General features: G+C 32.3%; 17 protein-coding genes. All 17 read left to right on the forward strand.

All coding sequences use genetic code 11. The annotated features are described in order from the left end of the window. The first annotated feature begins 108 nt into the window (after positions 1-108). The 17 genes from CH361_RS18535 (at position 109) to CH361_RS18620 (ending at position 14292) form a co-directional block, all read left to right on the forward strand. Positions 109-798, forward strand: coding sequence for a hypothetical protein (locus CH361_RS18535; RefSeq protein ID WP_100792319.1), 690 nt, complete (start codon positions 109-111; stop codon positions 796-798). Between the two features lie 199 nt (positions 799-997). Continuing rightward, positions 998-1699, forward strand: coding sequence for a hypothetical protein (locus CH361_RS18540; RefSeq protein WP_100792320.1), 702 nt, complete (start codon positions 998-1000; stop codon positions 1697-1699). Positions 1700-1995: 296 nt separating this feature from the next. Beyond that, positions 1996-2631 carry a hypothetical protein gene (locus CH361_RS18545; protein ID WP_100792321.1) on the forward strand — a complete coding sequence of 212 codons (636 nt, stop codon included), beginning with the start codon at positions 1996-1998 and terminating at the stop codon, positions 2629-2631. A gap of 227 nt (positions 2632-2858) precedes the next feature. Next, entirely contained in the window at positions 2859-3569 is a 711-nt protein-coding gene (locus CH361_RS18550; protein WP_100792322.1) for an SH3 domain-containing protein, read from the forward strand. A gap of 210 nt (positions 3570-3779) precedes the next feature. Beyond that, positions 3780-4376, forward strand: a complete 597-nt coding sequence (locus tag CH361_RS18555; protein ID WP_100792323.1) for a hypothetical protein — start codon at positions 3780-3782, stop codon at positions 4374-4376. A 200-nt stretch (positions 4377-4576) separates the two neighbouring features. After that, positions 4577-5272, forward strand: a complete 696-nt coding sequence (locus tag CH361_RS18560; RefSeq protein ID WP_100792324.1) for a hypothetical protein — start codon at positions 4577-4579, stop codon at positions 5270-5272. Between the two features lie 294 nt (positions 5273-5566). Continuing rightward, positions 5567-7666, forward strand: coding sequence for a UvrD-helicase domain-containing protein (locus CH361_RS18565; RefSeq protein WP_100792325.1), 2100 nt, complete (start codon positions 5567-5569; stop codon positions 7664-7666). A 17-nt stretch (positions 7667-7683) separates the two neighbouring features. Beyond that, a complete protein-coding gene (locus CH361_RS18570) occupies positions 7684-7992 on the forward strand; it encodes a hypothetical protein (RefSeq protein ID WP_100792326.1) in 309 nt (102 codons plus the stop codon). A 242-nt stretch (positions 7993-8234) separates the two neighbouring features. Continuing rightward, entirely contained in the window at positions 8235-8594 is a 360-nt protein-coding gene (locus CH361_RS18575) for a hypothetical protein (protein ID WP_100792327.1), read from the forward strand. Between the two features lie 17 nt (positions 8595-8611). Then, on the forward strand, positions 8612-9007 hold the full coding sequence (locus tag CH361_RS18580) for a DUF1801 domain-containing protein (RefSeq protein ID WP_100792328.1): 396 nt from the start codon (positions 8612-8614) through the stop codon (positions 9005-9007). 194 nt (positions 9008-9201) lie between these two features. After that, a complete protein-coding gene (locus tag CH361_RS18585; RefSeq protein WP_100792329.1) occupies positions 9202-10446 on the forward strand; it encodes a hypothetical protein in 1245 nt (414 codons plus the stop codon). Between the two features lie 309 nt (positions 10447-10755). Beyond that, a complete protein-coding gene (locus CH361_RS18590; protein ID WP_165782285.1) occupies positions 10756-11457 on the forward strand; it encodes a hypothetical protein in 702 nt (233 codons plus the stop codon). A 195-nt stretch (positions 11458-11652) separates the two neighbouring features. After that, a complete protein-coding gene (locus CH361_RS18595) occupies positions 11653-12402 on the forward strand; it encodes a hypothetical protein (protein ID WP_125232079.1) in 750 nt (249 codons plus the stop codon). A 299-nt stretch (positions 12403-12701) separates the two neighbouring features. After that, positions 12702-13016, forward strand: coding sequence for a nucleotidyltransferase family protein (locus tag CH361_RS18600; RefSeq protein WP_100792332.1), 315 nt, complete (start codon positions 12702-12704; stop codon positions 13014-13016). Continuing rightward, positions 13006-13356: a HepT-like ribonuclease domain-containing protein gene (locus CH361_RS18605; RefSeq protein WP_100792333.1), complete on the forward strand. Its 351-nt coding sequence runs from the start codon at positions 13006-13008 to the stop codon at positions 13354-13356. Before CH361_RS18600 ends, CH361_RS18605 begins: the two co-directional genes overlap by 11 nt. A 203-nt stretch (positions 13357-13559) precedes the next feature. Next, positions 13560-13832 carry an ECs_2282 family putative zinc-binding protein gene (locus CH361_RS18615; protein ID WP_100792335.1) on the forward strand — a complete coding sequence of 91 codons (273 nt, stop codon included), beginning with the start codon at positions 13560-13562 and terminating at the stop codon, positions 13830-13832. A 7-nt stretch (positions 13833-13839) separates the two neighbouring features. Further along, a complete protein-coding gene (locus CH361_RS18620) occupies positions 13840-14292 on the forward strand; it encodes a hypothetical protein (protein ID WP_100792336.1) in 453 nt (150 codons plus the stop codon). Positions 14293-14454: the final 162 nt, after the last annotated feature.

The following is a 14454-nucleotide window of genomic DNA, read 5'->3' on the forward strand; positions in this document are numbered from 1 at the left end:
CAAGAAGTCGCGCCGACGCCAACACCTACTTCGTAGGCTCGGCTACAGGGAACTTCGGGAAGACTAGTTCGTTATGCGCAATTTAAGAAATTATATTCAAAAATTAATATGATTAAAAAAATAAATTATATATTAGTTATTTTAATCTTCACAAATTGCAGTAAACCAATAGAAAATGATGATAAAATTTATAAAGGATTCAATGAGGTTCCTTTTATTCATGAACATTGGACAAAACATGATTTTGCTCTTTTAAAAAATAATGTTGATATTTTTGAAAATTTAGGAGATAAAGTTCCAGTAGATTATTGTCCAAAAGATACAATAAGCAAAATTGAAAAATTTTCCTCTTTCTTTTATTTAAATAAAAATCAACAAATCCGATTAGATCGAATTCTCATTAAATGTGGTGCTCTTTCTGGATGGATTAATTTAAAAAATAGAAATTTAATTTTAGGAAATGAATCATTTCTTCAAAATCTAAATGGAAAAACTCTTTCAATCGATAAATTTAAGAGAAGAATGACTGGAATTACTACATTAAGTTATTTCAGAATTTCTCTTACTCCAGAGCAATCAGTTTATTTTGCCTACGTAGATCCTAAAAAAACTATCAGAGAACTTTTTCCAATTTTTCATGAACAGAGTGAAAATAAATGGATTTTAGAAAATGAAGATACTAAATTACAAATTGAAAAAAATCTTAAATTTTATAAATTCAAAGTAATTAAAGACAATCGCAATATTTTTCAATTCCTAAACAATAAAGAATTTAATTTAGAAATTAATAAAATCTAATAATCTTAAACTGCGCATAACAGCGACTTAACGCTTCGCCGCGGGACTTACGCCCTTGCTCGGTCTGCGACACATTCCTCTCTGGAACTTCTCTTGCCTCCGCAAGCGTCGTTCCAGTCCCTAACGTCCCTTCTAGGGACTCAGGGCCGAGGAACGTCGTTAAGTCTAGTTCGTTATACGCAATTGTTTTAAAAATTTTATGAAAATCAAATATCTCAATATAATCATTACGTTCTTATTATTCTCTGTTGAGATTAACTCAGTCTCAGGAAATGAGAGAAAACAAGAAGGAATAGGTATTTTGATTGAAAAGCATGACGATTACCTTGGCGAAAAATTGCACTTTCCGGAAAATTCATCAATAGATGTTTACAATTCAAAACATAAAATTATCGGGAAAATAAATTCTATAAAATTTAGACCAATTCTGAATATAAATAATCAAAAAAGTTTCATCAACACCGAAATGATTGCCTACGATGGCATTGCTATAATCTTCTATCTTAATAATGAGAATTTTTATGAAATAAAAGCTGAGAACATAAATTATTCAATTTGGGTCAAAAATTCTGATTTAGCAAAAATCGGACTAGAACCTTACTTATGGATTAACTTCTTTAAGAAGTTTCAAAAACATCTCTATCCACTAACTCCATTAAACTTAAGATCAGCTCCCCAAAATACTGGGGACAAAATTGCATTAGTAAAAGATGAAAGATTTGAAATTATTTTAACTGGAAAAATTAAAAATAATTGGGCACAAGCAAATATAAGAGAATATGTTAACAATGAACAGGATTGTGGATTAAATCCCAAAGTTTTGAAAGAATATACTGGATGGATAAAGATAATTGATGACAATGGGACTCCTAACGTCTGGTTTTATCCAAAAGGATGCTAAAAAAGCAACAAGAGAATTTCTATAATTTAACTCAGTTACACAATTAAAATTTCTAAAGAGCTCAAGCATACCAATCAGTAGAAATCTATAAAAAACAACTGCGTATAACAGCGACTTAACGCTTCGCTTCGGGACAAGCCCTCGCTCGGTCTGCGACACATTCCTCTCTGGAACTTCTCTTGCCTCCGCAAGCGTCGTTCCAGTCCCTAACGTCCCCTTCAGGGACTCAGGGCCGAGGAACGTCGTTAAGTCTAGTTCGTTAGTCGACATAGCTCAAATAACAATCTTAAGAAAATATGATTGAACTACAAAAAGATACCAAGGAATTAATTTTCAATTTCTTAGTAGGAAATATTTCCTTACTGGAGTTTGAAATCTTTCTTTCTGCATCAAAAGAAATAGAATCTAATTTTCAACACGATGACTATATTGAATTACTTTCATTAAACTATAATAAAAGAGAAAACAAATATGAGGCATCTAAATTAATCGAAAGAAATATCGATTTGTCTGAATATGAAGCTTGGAAATTAAACGAAATCTTAAATAATATTATTCATAAGGGAGATAATTACCCAAAATCAATCGCTTCGCTATATGATTTATATTGTAAGGGTTATAATTTTTTAGCAATTCTCGGATTAAGTTTTGGTCTTCAATTATTATGTCCGAGAGAATATAATTACGAAAAAAATTTAGCTGAGCTTAGCAAGGAAGAACAGGAATCCTTAGCAAATTCCTTATATCCAGAAATAATTTACCACGCACAGCTAATTCAAGATTTTATTAGCAATAAAAAATTAATTCTTCTGGGATTATCGGATGAAGATAATCATTATGAATATTTCGACTATAGAAATTCGGAAGAAAGAGCAAGAACAGAATTTGGGAAAATAGAAGCAAAGAAGAGATGGTGGCAATTTTGGAAATAGAAATTGATTTTCTAATTTTCACTACGTCGACTAACTACGCCTTATCGCTGCGCTTCGGCACTTGCGGCCTCGCTTGGTCTGCGACACATTGTCCTCCGTCACGCTTCTCGCTCCGCAAGAAGTCGCGCCGACGCTAACGCCTCTTTCAGAGGCTCAGCTACGGACAACGTCGATAAGCCTAGTTCGTTATGCGCAAGTCCCTAAAATCTATTAAAATATAAAAATATATGAACAAAAAGAAATTCACATTCTTAATTCTAGTATTTCCTACTTTTTTATACTCTGAACCGATGATTTTTGGCGGGAACAATCTTGGATCCGATCAAATGGTTTTGGAAATTGAAAATTCAAATGCTAAGTATTATTTTGATGGTGAAGGAGATGGATGCGAAGGATTTAACGCTAAATCTTCTCAAAATGGCGATAATTTCATTTTTACGAATGTAAAATCAAACTGTAATGAAAAGAAACTGAATGATTTCCAATGTTTAAATGAAAAAGATGATAAGTCCTTATTCTTCACAAATTATTTAAAATGTGATAACAAACTAATCTTATATAATAAAAACAAAGCGGTAGAAGAAAATCTAAACAGAAACTACAATGGTTTTGATGTAATTACTTTAGGACTAAAGAATGGAATTGCAACATCTAACTTAAAATTGAGAGAAAAACCAGATTCACAATCTAGAACCTTTACCTGCTATTTTACTCATATTGACGATGATAAGGTTAGAGAAAAAGATATAAATTTTATCCCTAAAAATGTTCAACTTACTATTATTGCCAAAACACTAAATGATTTCACTGTTGGAGGAAAAACAAATTTTTGGTATCTCGTATTTCCTTCATCTGATTCTTATAATGGATGTTTATTAAAAAACTCCAAGCAGAAAGAAGGATGGGTTTTTGGAGAATACATTAAATTTGATAAATAGGGACCAGCGCATAACAGCGACTTAACGCTTCGCTTCGGGACTAGCCCTCGCTCGGCCTACGGCAAATTCCCTTCCGTCACGCTTCTTGCTACTGCAAGAAGTCGCGCCGACGCCAACGCCTCCTTCTGAGGCTCGGCTACAGGAAACTTCGGGAAGGCTCAATCGTTATGCGAACATGCGGAAGCATTTATTCTAAAATCAGAGGTTTAAATGGAACTCTTTCAAACTTACAGCAAAGAAATAATATCTCTTATCATTCCTTTCCTAACATGGATACTAAATAGCTTTTTTAAAGCAAAAGTTAACTTACAATTAAGTAGTCCACATACTTTCACATTCTTAATTCCGGAACCATTGTATGATCAAACTGGAAATCAAATAAAAAATGCTCAAACTGTTGAAACAAGAAGTCATTTTCTAATTAATGCAGGAAGAGAAACTGCAACTAAAGTCGAATTAGTTTTTAATTGGAAACCTCCTTTTATTAACATTTGGCCTTCCCGTCATTTTACAGAATTTACTGAATCAGATAGTCGATATATCATGATCTTCGAAAGCTTGGCACCCAATGAGCATTTACAATGTGAATTATTCTCAATAAATTTAGAATTACCCGATTTAATTACAGTACGAAGCGACCAATGTATTGCAAAATTCGTTGAAGTTGTCCCACAAGAGGTATTTCCACCCTGGCAAATTGTGGTAGCAAGAATACTATTGTTCTTGGGATCAGTTTTCTCAATATACTTACTAATTTTAATTTTACAGTTCCTGGTCTTAAAAACACCCTTTTGGTATTTTAAATAATTCCGCACGTCGCATAACAGCAACTTAACGCTTCGCCTCGGGACTTACGCCCTCGCTCGGTCTGCGACACATTCCTCTCTGGAACTCCCCTTGCCTACGCAAGCGTCGTTCCAGCCCCTAACGTCCCTTTCAGGGACTCAGGGTCGAGGAACGTCGTTAAGTCTAGTTCGTTATACGAAATAAACCAAATCAAATTTTCTATGAAAAAAATATTAGCATTATGCTGGATAATTTGTCTCTCTTTAACATGCTTATCAAGAACAGCTACAAGACTGGAGGAAAAGCCACTAAAAACTTTTGAAAGCAATTTTTCAAATTTCACAGTTAAAATAAACAATAGAAAGGATTCGAGAATATATATTGATTTATATATTCAGGACGTCGAATCATTCGAAAAAAATAATACCCAGTTCCTCCCTATTTACTATTTTAGCGAGTCATTTAAATCTGATAAAATCGATTTTGCTGTTCCAAATGGAAAATATATCGGATTTCTATCAATAACGTTGCTAGATAACGCTTTTTTTAATAGAACCATTACAGGCTATCATACGGTATATTTTGGGATTAACAAGGATCATAAGAAAGCCAATTACTCAGGTGATAAGTGCTCACAATTGAAAAAATATGATTATGATTTCGATAGAATTACAAAAAATACTCACTGTTCCGAAATTGAAATAACCAAAAAGGAAACAATTTTAGAATTTTCCATTAGTGAAAACGATGAGATTAATTCCTTACGAACACTACTATTACTTTGGCCAAGTTTTTCATATGCTGCCCTGCAAGGTCCTCAACAATATCCTTATGCTGTATTTTTAATCATGCAAGGATTTTTTGGATTTACGGCCCGAGACACTTTAATCAATTTCGATAATTTTGATAGTTTTTAAACTTTGATAATTGTAACCTTTCTTACTTATATCTGAAACCTTTAATAGAATTAATCTTATCATTCAAAATCTTCTATACGTGGTTTACTTCGTATAACTTCCGCTAACCACTTCGCTTCGGGACTTCGCCCTCGCTTGGGCTGCGCCAAATTGTCCTTCTGTCACTCGTTTGCATCTGCAAACTGCGTGCCAGTCCCTAACGTCCCATTCGGGACTCAGGGTCGGACAACTTCAGTAAGCCTAGTTCGTTATGCGCAATGCCTAACAAAAACATTCAATATAAATGAGTAAAAAATGATAATAACTATAAAAAATTGTAATAATATTGATTTCGGTTCGATTACTATTGATGAAAATAAATTGAATATCAAATTTGCTCCAAACGGAACAGGAAAGAGTTCCATATCAAATGCCATTGTATATTATGCCAATGGTGGCAAAGACCTTGAGAAATTAACTCCCTTCAAATTACTTGAAACTAATCCTGATGGAAAAAAACCGGAAGTTTCCTGCAATAAATCAATTAACACTATTATGTTATTCGATGAAAAATATCTTAATCAATTTATTTTTAAGGAATCCGAAATAATAGAAAATAGCTTTGATATATTTATTAAAAATGATAATTACAAGAGAATTGAGGAAGAAATCCAACAACTTACCTCAGAAATAAAAGACCTATTCTCTAACAATCCAGAATTGGTAAATCTAATTGCAACATTAAAAGAACTTGGGGATGCTTTTAAATTAACAAAGAGTGGAATTTCAAAAGCCTCAACAGGAATGAAGAGTCTCTCTGGTGGTAATAAAATTCATCATATTCCTGAAGGATTGGAGTCCTATAAATCTTTTATTCAATCCACAAATAGCGTAAGTTGGATAGATTGGCAAATTAAAGGAAATGAATATTCTGAAATTTCGGACGCTTGCCCGTTTTGTACATCTGAAATATCTGACAAAAAAGAACAAATTCAGAAAGTATCAATAGAATATGATAAAAACAACATAAAAAATCTATTAGGATTAATAAAAACTATAGAAAATCTCGGTATTTATTTCACTGAAGAAGCAAATAACGGGCTTAAAAAAATAATTGAATTGAAAAATGGCCTTGAACAAGAACACGAAAATTATCTTATCAATATAAAAAATCAAATTGATGATCTCATTATAAAACTAGAAAAACTTAAATCTTTTTCAGGTCATCACTTTAACGAATCGGACAACGTTGTAACTAAACTTCCAGATTACAAATTGGACCTGCAATTCTTCCCTGCTCTTGATTCGCGAAAAATGCGCGAATCAATTGAACCAATTAATGGCTCTATTGATTCTTTAATATCAAAAGGTGGTCTATTACAAGGTAAGATTAACATCCAACGACGAGAAATGCAGAGTCTTATACAAAGGTATATGAAGGAAATAAATGATTTTTTATCTTATGCAGGCTACCGATATATGGTTGAAACTTCTGGCGATGCAGAAAATACAAAATTAATTTTAAAACATCGTGACCATAAACAGTCTATTTCTGGAGGAAATCAACATCTAAGTTTTGGAGAGAGAAATGCATTTTCTATAGTTTTATTTATGTATGAAGTCTTATCTAAAAATCCGGATTTAATTATACTGGATGATCCAATTTCTTCCTTTGACAAAAATAAAAAATATGCTATTCTCGAAATGCTGTTTAGAAGAGACTCAGCTTTATGTCTGAAGAATAAAACCGTACTGATGCTTACTCACGATATTGAGCCAATCATTGATACAGTGAAATCTCTAGGTAGCAATTTTAACAACCACACAAAAACTGCGTTTTTGAAATTGAAAGATAATGTTATTATTGAGTTTCTTATCTCAAAATCGGACATCCAAACATTTCATCAAATTTGCAAACGTATAATTCATTCCCAATTAAATAATCTAATAAAACTAATTTATCTCAGAAGAATGTTTGAGATTTCTGATGAAAATAGTGATCAATATCAAGTTCTTTCGAATTTATTTAAATCAAGAAGCAAAGATACTTCTATTGATAAGCGAGAACCTAAAGATTCTAATGGAAATTATTCTATAATTAAGCCAGAAATTTTCGATTCAGGCTGTGAGGCTATCAAAGAATACCTACCTAATTTTTCATATTCAGATACGATAAATAAACTGTCTAACAATACAAGTTTATTAGAAATTTATAATTCCTGCCAATCAGGTTATGAAAAATTACAAATTTTTAGATTATTTAATATAGAAGTAGAAAATTCTGTAATTAAAAAATTCATGAATGAAACCTATCATATAGAAAACGAATTCATATGCCAGTTAGACCCATCAAAGTTTGATACGGTACCAGAATATGTTGTTCAAGAATGCGATAAAATGCTCGAAAATATCTAAGATAAAAGGAGAATTAGATGAAGGATATATTTTTTGAAGCTATTAACTCAAAAAAAGTAGTAAAAATTCGAATAAAATCCAATGAAAAAGGAATTATCGAACGGCTATGCATTCCATTTGATTTTGGAGAAAGCCGCCGATATAAGGACGGATTGGTCAGATTTCATTTCTATGATTTAGATAGTCCTGATGGAAAACATAATCTTTCCATATTACCAGAACAGCTTTTACACATTAAAATCACTGATACTAGTTTTGATCCTGCAGATTATGTAAAATGGGAGCCAAATTGGATTTATCCTAGAGACTGGGGATCGTTTTCATAACGGCACAGCGCATAACAGCGCCTTAACGCTTCGCTTCGGGTCAAGCCCTCGCTCGGTCTGCGACACATTCCTCTCTGGCACTCCTCTTGCCTTCGCAAGCCTCGTTCCAGTCCCTAACGTCCCGTCGGGACTCAGGGTCGGGGAACTTCGGTAAGTCTATTCGTTATGCGTAATTGCGTAAAAATAAATAAAATATAAATTCTCATATTGACTTATCAGACAGTTACTAAACATATGCGTATATGAACCAAAATTCTATATCAAAACTTAAGCTTTGGAAAAATGCTTTTTTAATAGGTATAATACTCTCTGTTATTGAAGGATCAATTATTTACATTGCTGATTCACAAACTCCAGCCCTAGTCTTCATACAATCAATATTATTTTGGTTTTTTTGTGGTGCAATTGTCTATTTATCTAATTCAGGGCTTTCAGTTCTATTTCATTCTGTATTGTGGACTTTCTTCTTAAATATTCCTTGGTTTATTAACCTGGCTATCATCACAGAAAATTATGCGCATCTTCCACCATTAATTATTTCTTCCTTAATTCTTGGATTAATCATTGGCCTTCTTTCAAGAAAATTAAGTAAAAATTCTTAGAATTCAAATTGTATACAATGGAAAATTTCGCTAAAAAATTTGTTGCTTTTTATAAATCTCTCTCTAAAGAAGAATTAGAAATTGTTACAAAATTGAAGGAAATAACATCTCAATTCCCTAGTTTAGATGAGAGAATTTCTTATTCAGTTCTATATTATTTCAAAAATAGCAGAATCTGTTTTATTTGGCCTGCTTCTATAAAACAAGGTCCAAAAACAGGTGTTCAATTCGGATTTTGTAATGGTTATTTAATAGATGATAAGTATAATGTTCTAGAAAAAGAAAATAGAAAACAAGTTTATTGTATTACCTATCACAATCCTTCTCAAATTAAAGAATCTGTACTCAAAGAATATCTACAAAATGCTATAGCCATAGATGAAACATTATATAGCAAAAAAGTATCTAGATAAATCGCAACTACGCATAACAGCGACTTAACGCTTCGCCTCGGGACTTGCGCCCTCGCTCGGTCTGCGACACATTCCCCTCTGGCACTCCCCTTGCCTCTGCAAGCGTCGTTCCAGTCCCTAACGTCCCTTCGGGACTCAGGGTCGGGAAACGTCGTTAAGTCTAGTTCGTTATGCGAAAGACGTAAAATTAAAATATGAATAATATACAAAATAGTTTAGAAAGAATTGAAAAAAGATTAGTATCAGCACTAACAACCTTGATCATATTTTCCCTGCTCTTAATTTACCTTGTTTTTGATGCCTTCGTATCATATTATAGAATAAAATATTATGAAGAACTTGAAAATATTAATCTAGATCTCCTTACACTGGAAACTCAGAAGAATCTTACTCTTGACATCATAGAAAATACATTAAAACAAATTGATGAGACAAAACAAATTAAAGTTTTAGATTCTTTAAGCTCAGAGTATAAAAACTTAATTATTTTAAGAAAAAGACTTATAAAAATATTAAAGGGAAATAAAAATATCTTGGATTTCGATCTTAACGAAAATGGCGAATATGTATATATTACCCAAGAGGAAGTTAATAAATTCTGGAACGCAATTGATAAAAAGCAGATTCCAATTTTCCATGAAACTTTAAAGGAGTCAATAAATGGAATTAATTTCAAATCTCTTTATGATGAATTAAATACTAGCAAATCAGGATTTTTTAAAATATCGAAAGATAAAGAACTACTACATTACGAAACTGTTTTAAAAATGCAAAACTACTTTGCAAGTATTAAAGAAATTGATCATAGAATTGAAATCATAAATAATATGGATTTCAAACGAATAGATATTAAATCAGTTTCTAATGACGACCCTGAGTTAGCCAAGTATAAATCAAGACTAGAAAACTACTATAGTGAACTAAAGGAAATAAACTCGAAAATCAAAAAATCACTTAAGCTGCAAATCTCTAAAATTGATAGCAAAGGACGAAACGAAATAAAGAGTAAGAATCATCAAACTATTACTCTAGGAAACATTTCCCTTTCAATACAAACAATACCTTATTTCTATCCAATAGCGCTCACTCTTATATTTCACTGGATACTATTAAATTTAAAACGATTTGAATATCTATTATCGTTCCTAAAGGGAGATGACATTTTTTATTCAAATATGTTCCTAAATTACAGCGGAAAATTCTCTGGATGGACAACTTTCTTAATAATAATGCTCCCTTTATTTACAAGTATCTCTTTTTATATTTATATATTAATTTTTTCAGATTATTTCGTAAATTATCAAGATTTATTCTTATTCAAAAAAGAAGCACTAAATCTAATCCTACTAAGTGTCGCTGGATTTATTATAAGTTATATTTATATTATAAAAATTATTAATTCAATCTCTAAAATAAGTAAAGTAAATATCCTCAAATAACGTCCTTCGCATAACAGCGACTTAACGCTTCGTTTCGGCACAAGGCCTCACTCGGTCTGCGACACATTCCCCTCTGGAACTCCTCTTGCCGCCGCAAGCCTCGTTCCAGTCCCTAACGTCCCTTCCAGGGACTCAGGGTCGGGGAACGTCGTTAAGTCTAGTTCGTTATACGCCATTTTTATAAAAATACACCCTAATGAATAAAATTTAATGGATATTGAAAATGTTTCCAGGAATTACAGTACGTGGATAAAAAACTATATCGTATCCAATTTTCCAAACCTAAAAATTAAAAATATAATTATAAGAATGCCCAGTTTTGAAAATTACTCAGCATACATACTGACAGATTCTTCTGAACATCTATTTATCACGTTTCCAAACTTTTGGTATTCACTAATTTCAGATAACGCAAATACGGAAAAAGAAAAAATTAAAAAGATAACTTCTAAAATAAAGACTGAAAAAATCCAATTATCACTTCAAGAATCGAAAAGAGCAGTGAAATTCTTAGAGGAAGATTTTAAATTAAAAACTAAAGATAAAAATGAAAAATTCTCTGTGATGGATGGGACGACTATTGAAGTCTATTCAAGTAAGTTTGAAAATTTTAAGCAATACAAAGGAAATAAAAATAGAGAAAAATTTAAAATTTTAGAGGAAAAACTCGAAGCTTGGGACTACAAATTCTTCAATAAACAAACTCAAAAAATGAAAGATTACTTCGAAAACGTTTCTAAATTACACGTAAAAGATATTGCCTATAAATCTAAAAATAAATTCATAAAAGAGCCTAGCTTAGACCTTACACTTAATATTGAAATAATAGCAAATGCACTCAATTTAATTCTTAGTGGAGAATCTCAAAAATTACTAAAAACAAGAAAAGGAAAAGAACTATTACTCTCTCAAATAAGCGCTATGGATTCTAAAATTTTTAGTGACTTGAATATAGATCAGATCTCCATTCAAATTCAATTATTAACATATCCTATAAAAAAGAGTTTTTAAAAAATTATTAGAAAAATAAAAACGGCGTATAACAGCGCTTTCCCGCTTCACTTCGGCACTGCCGGCCTCGTTCGGCCTACGGCAAATTTCCCGCTATCCCTAACGCCTCCTGCGGAGGCTCAGGGCGGGAAACTTCGGGAATCCTAGTTCGTTATGCGATATCTTTTAAAACTAATGTAAAGGAAATAAAAAAAATTGAAATCTTTTGTTATAATATTATTACTCGCGACCTCATATATTGCTAAACCAATATCAGCAAAAAATAATGAAATAATCTTGTTTACCTATGAAGCAGAAACTGACGTTTTCGATCAACCTTCAAAAAACTCAAAAATAATTTTCAAAATACCCTTCGGATCTAAGATTAAAGCTAGAAAAATACCAAATGATAAAAATTGGATTTTTTCTTATAACAACGATGGTTACATAGAGTCTAAAAAAACTGTAACACATTTATCAAATTATAAAAGAAAATATTCTATTCTAAGAAAATCTTACTCAGATTGTTGGTGTTATTCAAGTTTGTTTGAAATAGAAACTAAGTTAAAATTGTCATCTAATAAAGTTTATTATTATTACAAAGCAAATGTTGAATATCAAGAAGAAACTGGTTCATCGACTGGATCTTATAATATTGTTAATAATCACTTAATAATTCAAATACCTAAATACATTGCTGAAATATGCTATCCTTCAAAAAATAAATGTGAAAAGGAAGTGTATCCCGAATTAGAATATGATTTAATGTGGAATAATAACGCAAAAGGGTTCTTGGATCCATCTCAATCGAATTATTTTTCAGCTAGTTATTTATTTTTAAATACTAATGAATGTATAATTCAACCGAATTACACTGAAGGATCAAATAGTTGTTCAGAATATTGCAATAATCCAAAAGAAAACGAAAATCGTGCTTTATTTGATGGATACTATTGTTCAAAATAAAAGACATCGCATAACAGCGACTTAACGCTTCGCTTCGGCACTTGCGGCCTCGCTCGGTCTCCGACACATTCCCCTCTGGCACTCCTCTTGCCTCTGCAAGCGTCGTTCCAGCCCCTAACGTCCCTTCCGGGACTCAGGGTCGGGGAACGTCGTTAAGTCTAGTTCGTTATACGTAATCGCTTAAATCTATATCTTAAGAAATGAGAAACACTATTAACAGCCTGGAAATATCAGAAAAACAATAAAAAGAGTCATTTTCAATTGCTTGACTTTTATAGAAAATCGCCAAATTTTGAGATATGGCGACAGTCAGTTCCTTAGATGCAAATTCGATTCAAAACTCCTTAAAACAATACAAGCAGGAGCTCGATTTACTAGGTGTTGAAACAATTCACCTTTTTGGATCTGTCGCTAGAAATGAAGCAAAACTAAATAGTGATATTGATTTCCTTGTGAAGTTTAAGCCTGGAATGAAAAATTTTGATAATTACATTAATCTAACATTTCTACTCGAAGATGTTTTTAATGTAAAAGTTGATCTCCTGACGGCTGACTCTATTTCGGGCTCACTTAAAAATTCTGTTGAAAGTGAGTCAGTATTAATTGAAGTCTGATATCGATTATATTAAACATATTTATAACGAAATTTTGTTTATTAAAGATGAATTAACAAAAACTAATGAGGCTTCATTTCTTAACAATAATGTATTAAAACGAGCTTTTGTTAGAAGTATTGAAATCATCGGTGAAGCCTCCAACAAACTTTCCGATTCTTTCAAGAAAAAATATAATGAACCGGAATGGAGAAAATTCTCAGCCACTAGAAACCATTTAATTCATGGTTACTTTGTTGTTGATTATGATATTGTTTGGGATCTCGTTAAAAACAAAATCCCTCTTCTTGAGATTCAGATTAAAGAAATCCTACAAAAAGAAAAAACGCTTTTCGATTAAATGCGCGACTACGTATAACAGCGACTTAACGCTTCGTTTCGGGACTTACGCCCTCACTCGGTCTGCGACACATTCCTCTCTGGAACTCCTCTTGCCTACGCAAGCCTCGTTCCAGTCCCTAACGTCCCCTCCGGGGACTCAGGGCCGAGGAACGTCGTTAAGCCTAGTTCGTTATCTGCAATGCCAAAAACTTGAGAGGAAAAATGAAAAAAGAATATTCTAGAAAAATCGAATTAATTTGTCCTTTATGTGGAAGTAAATTATTTGAATACGACGAACAAAAGGAAAACCCGGATATAACTTGTATTTCCTGCAAAAAGATTTTTAAAAAAGATGAACTGACGGAAGCTAACCAAGAAAATTTTAACATAAATTTAAATGAATTACACAAAGAGGCAACAAAAGATATTGCTAAAGATCTAAAAGATATATTAAAAAAGACTTTAGGAAAGAATAAAAACTTCAAAATAAAGTGAGAAAGCTATGTTAGCAAGCGATTACATTGCAATTGTTGCAGTTATTGTATCAATAATTTCTATCGTTGTATCAATTTATATTTATAATAATCAAAAAAGATATATTAAAACCCAACACGAATTAAATAAACTTTTGCTTGAAAAAGAGAGGAAGGAAATTGAAACATTAGAAGAGGCGTTTGTTTCAGCAAATGTAGTTAAATTAGGTAGTGGCAAAAATAGAATCAGAATTTTTAACAAAGGAAAAGGCAGAGCAAATAACGTAAATATATCATACCCAGAAGATCATGATTGGTCTATTACAAATCGGATTTTTCCTCTTGAATTCTTAGATTCAGGCCAATCAGTAGAAATGATATTATCAATGCATATGGGATCACAAAGCAAAATTAGTGCAATTCTCACCTGGAATGACAAAGCGGGTGAAAAAACCAATAAAGTAATTCTTACTTATTTATAATTGGCACAGCAGATAACAGCGACTTAACGCTTCGTTTCGGCACTTACGGCCTCACTCGGTCTGCGACACATTCCCCTCTGGCACTCCTCTTGCCTCTGCAAGCGTCGTTCCAGTCCCTAACGTCCCTTACAGGGACTCAGGGTCGGGGAACGTCGTTAAGTC

The sequence above is a fragment of the Leptospira brenneri genome, assembly GCF_002812125.1.
GTDB classification, from domain to species: Bacteria; Spirochaetota; Leptospiria; order Leptospirales; family Leptospiraceae; genus Leptospira_A; species Leptospira_A brenneri.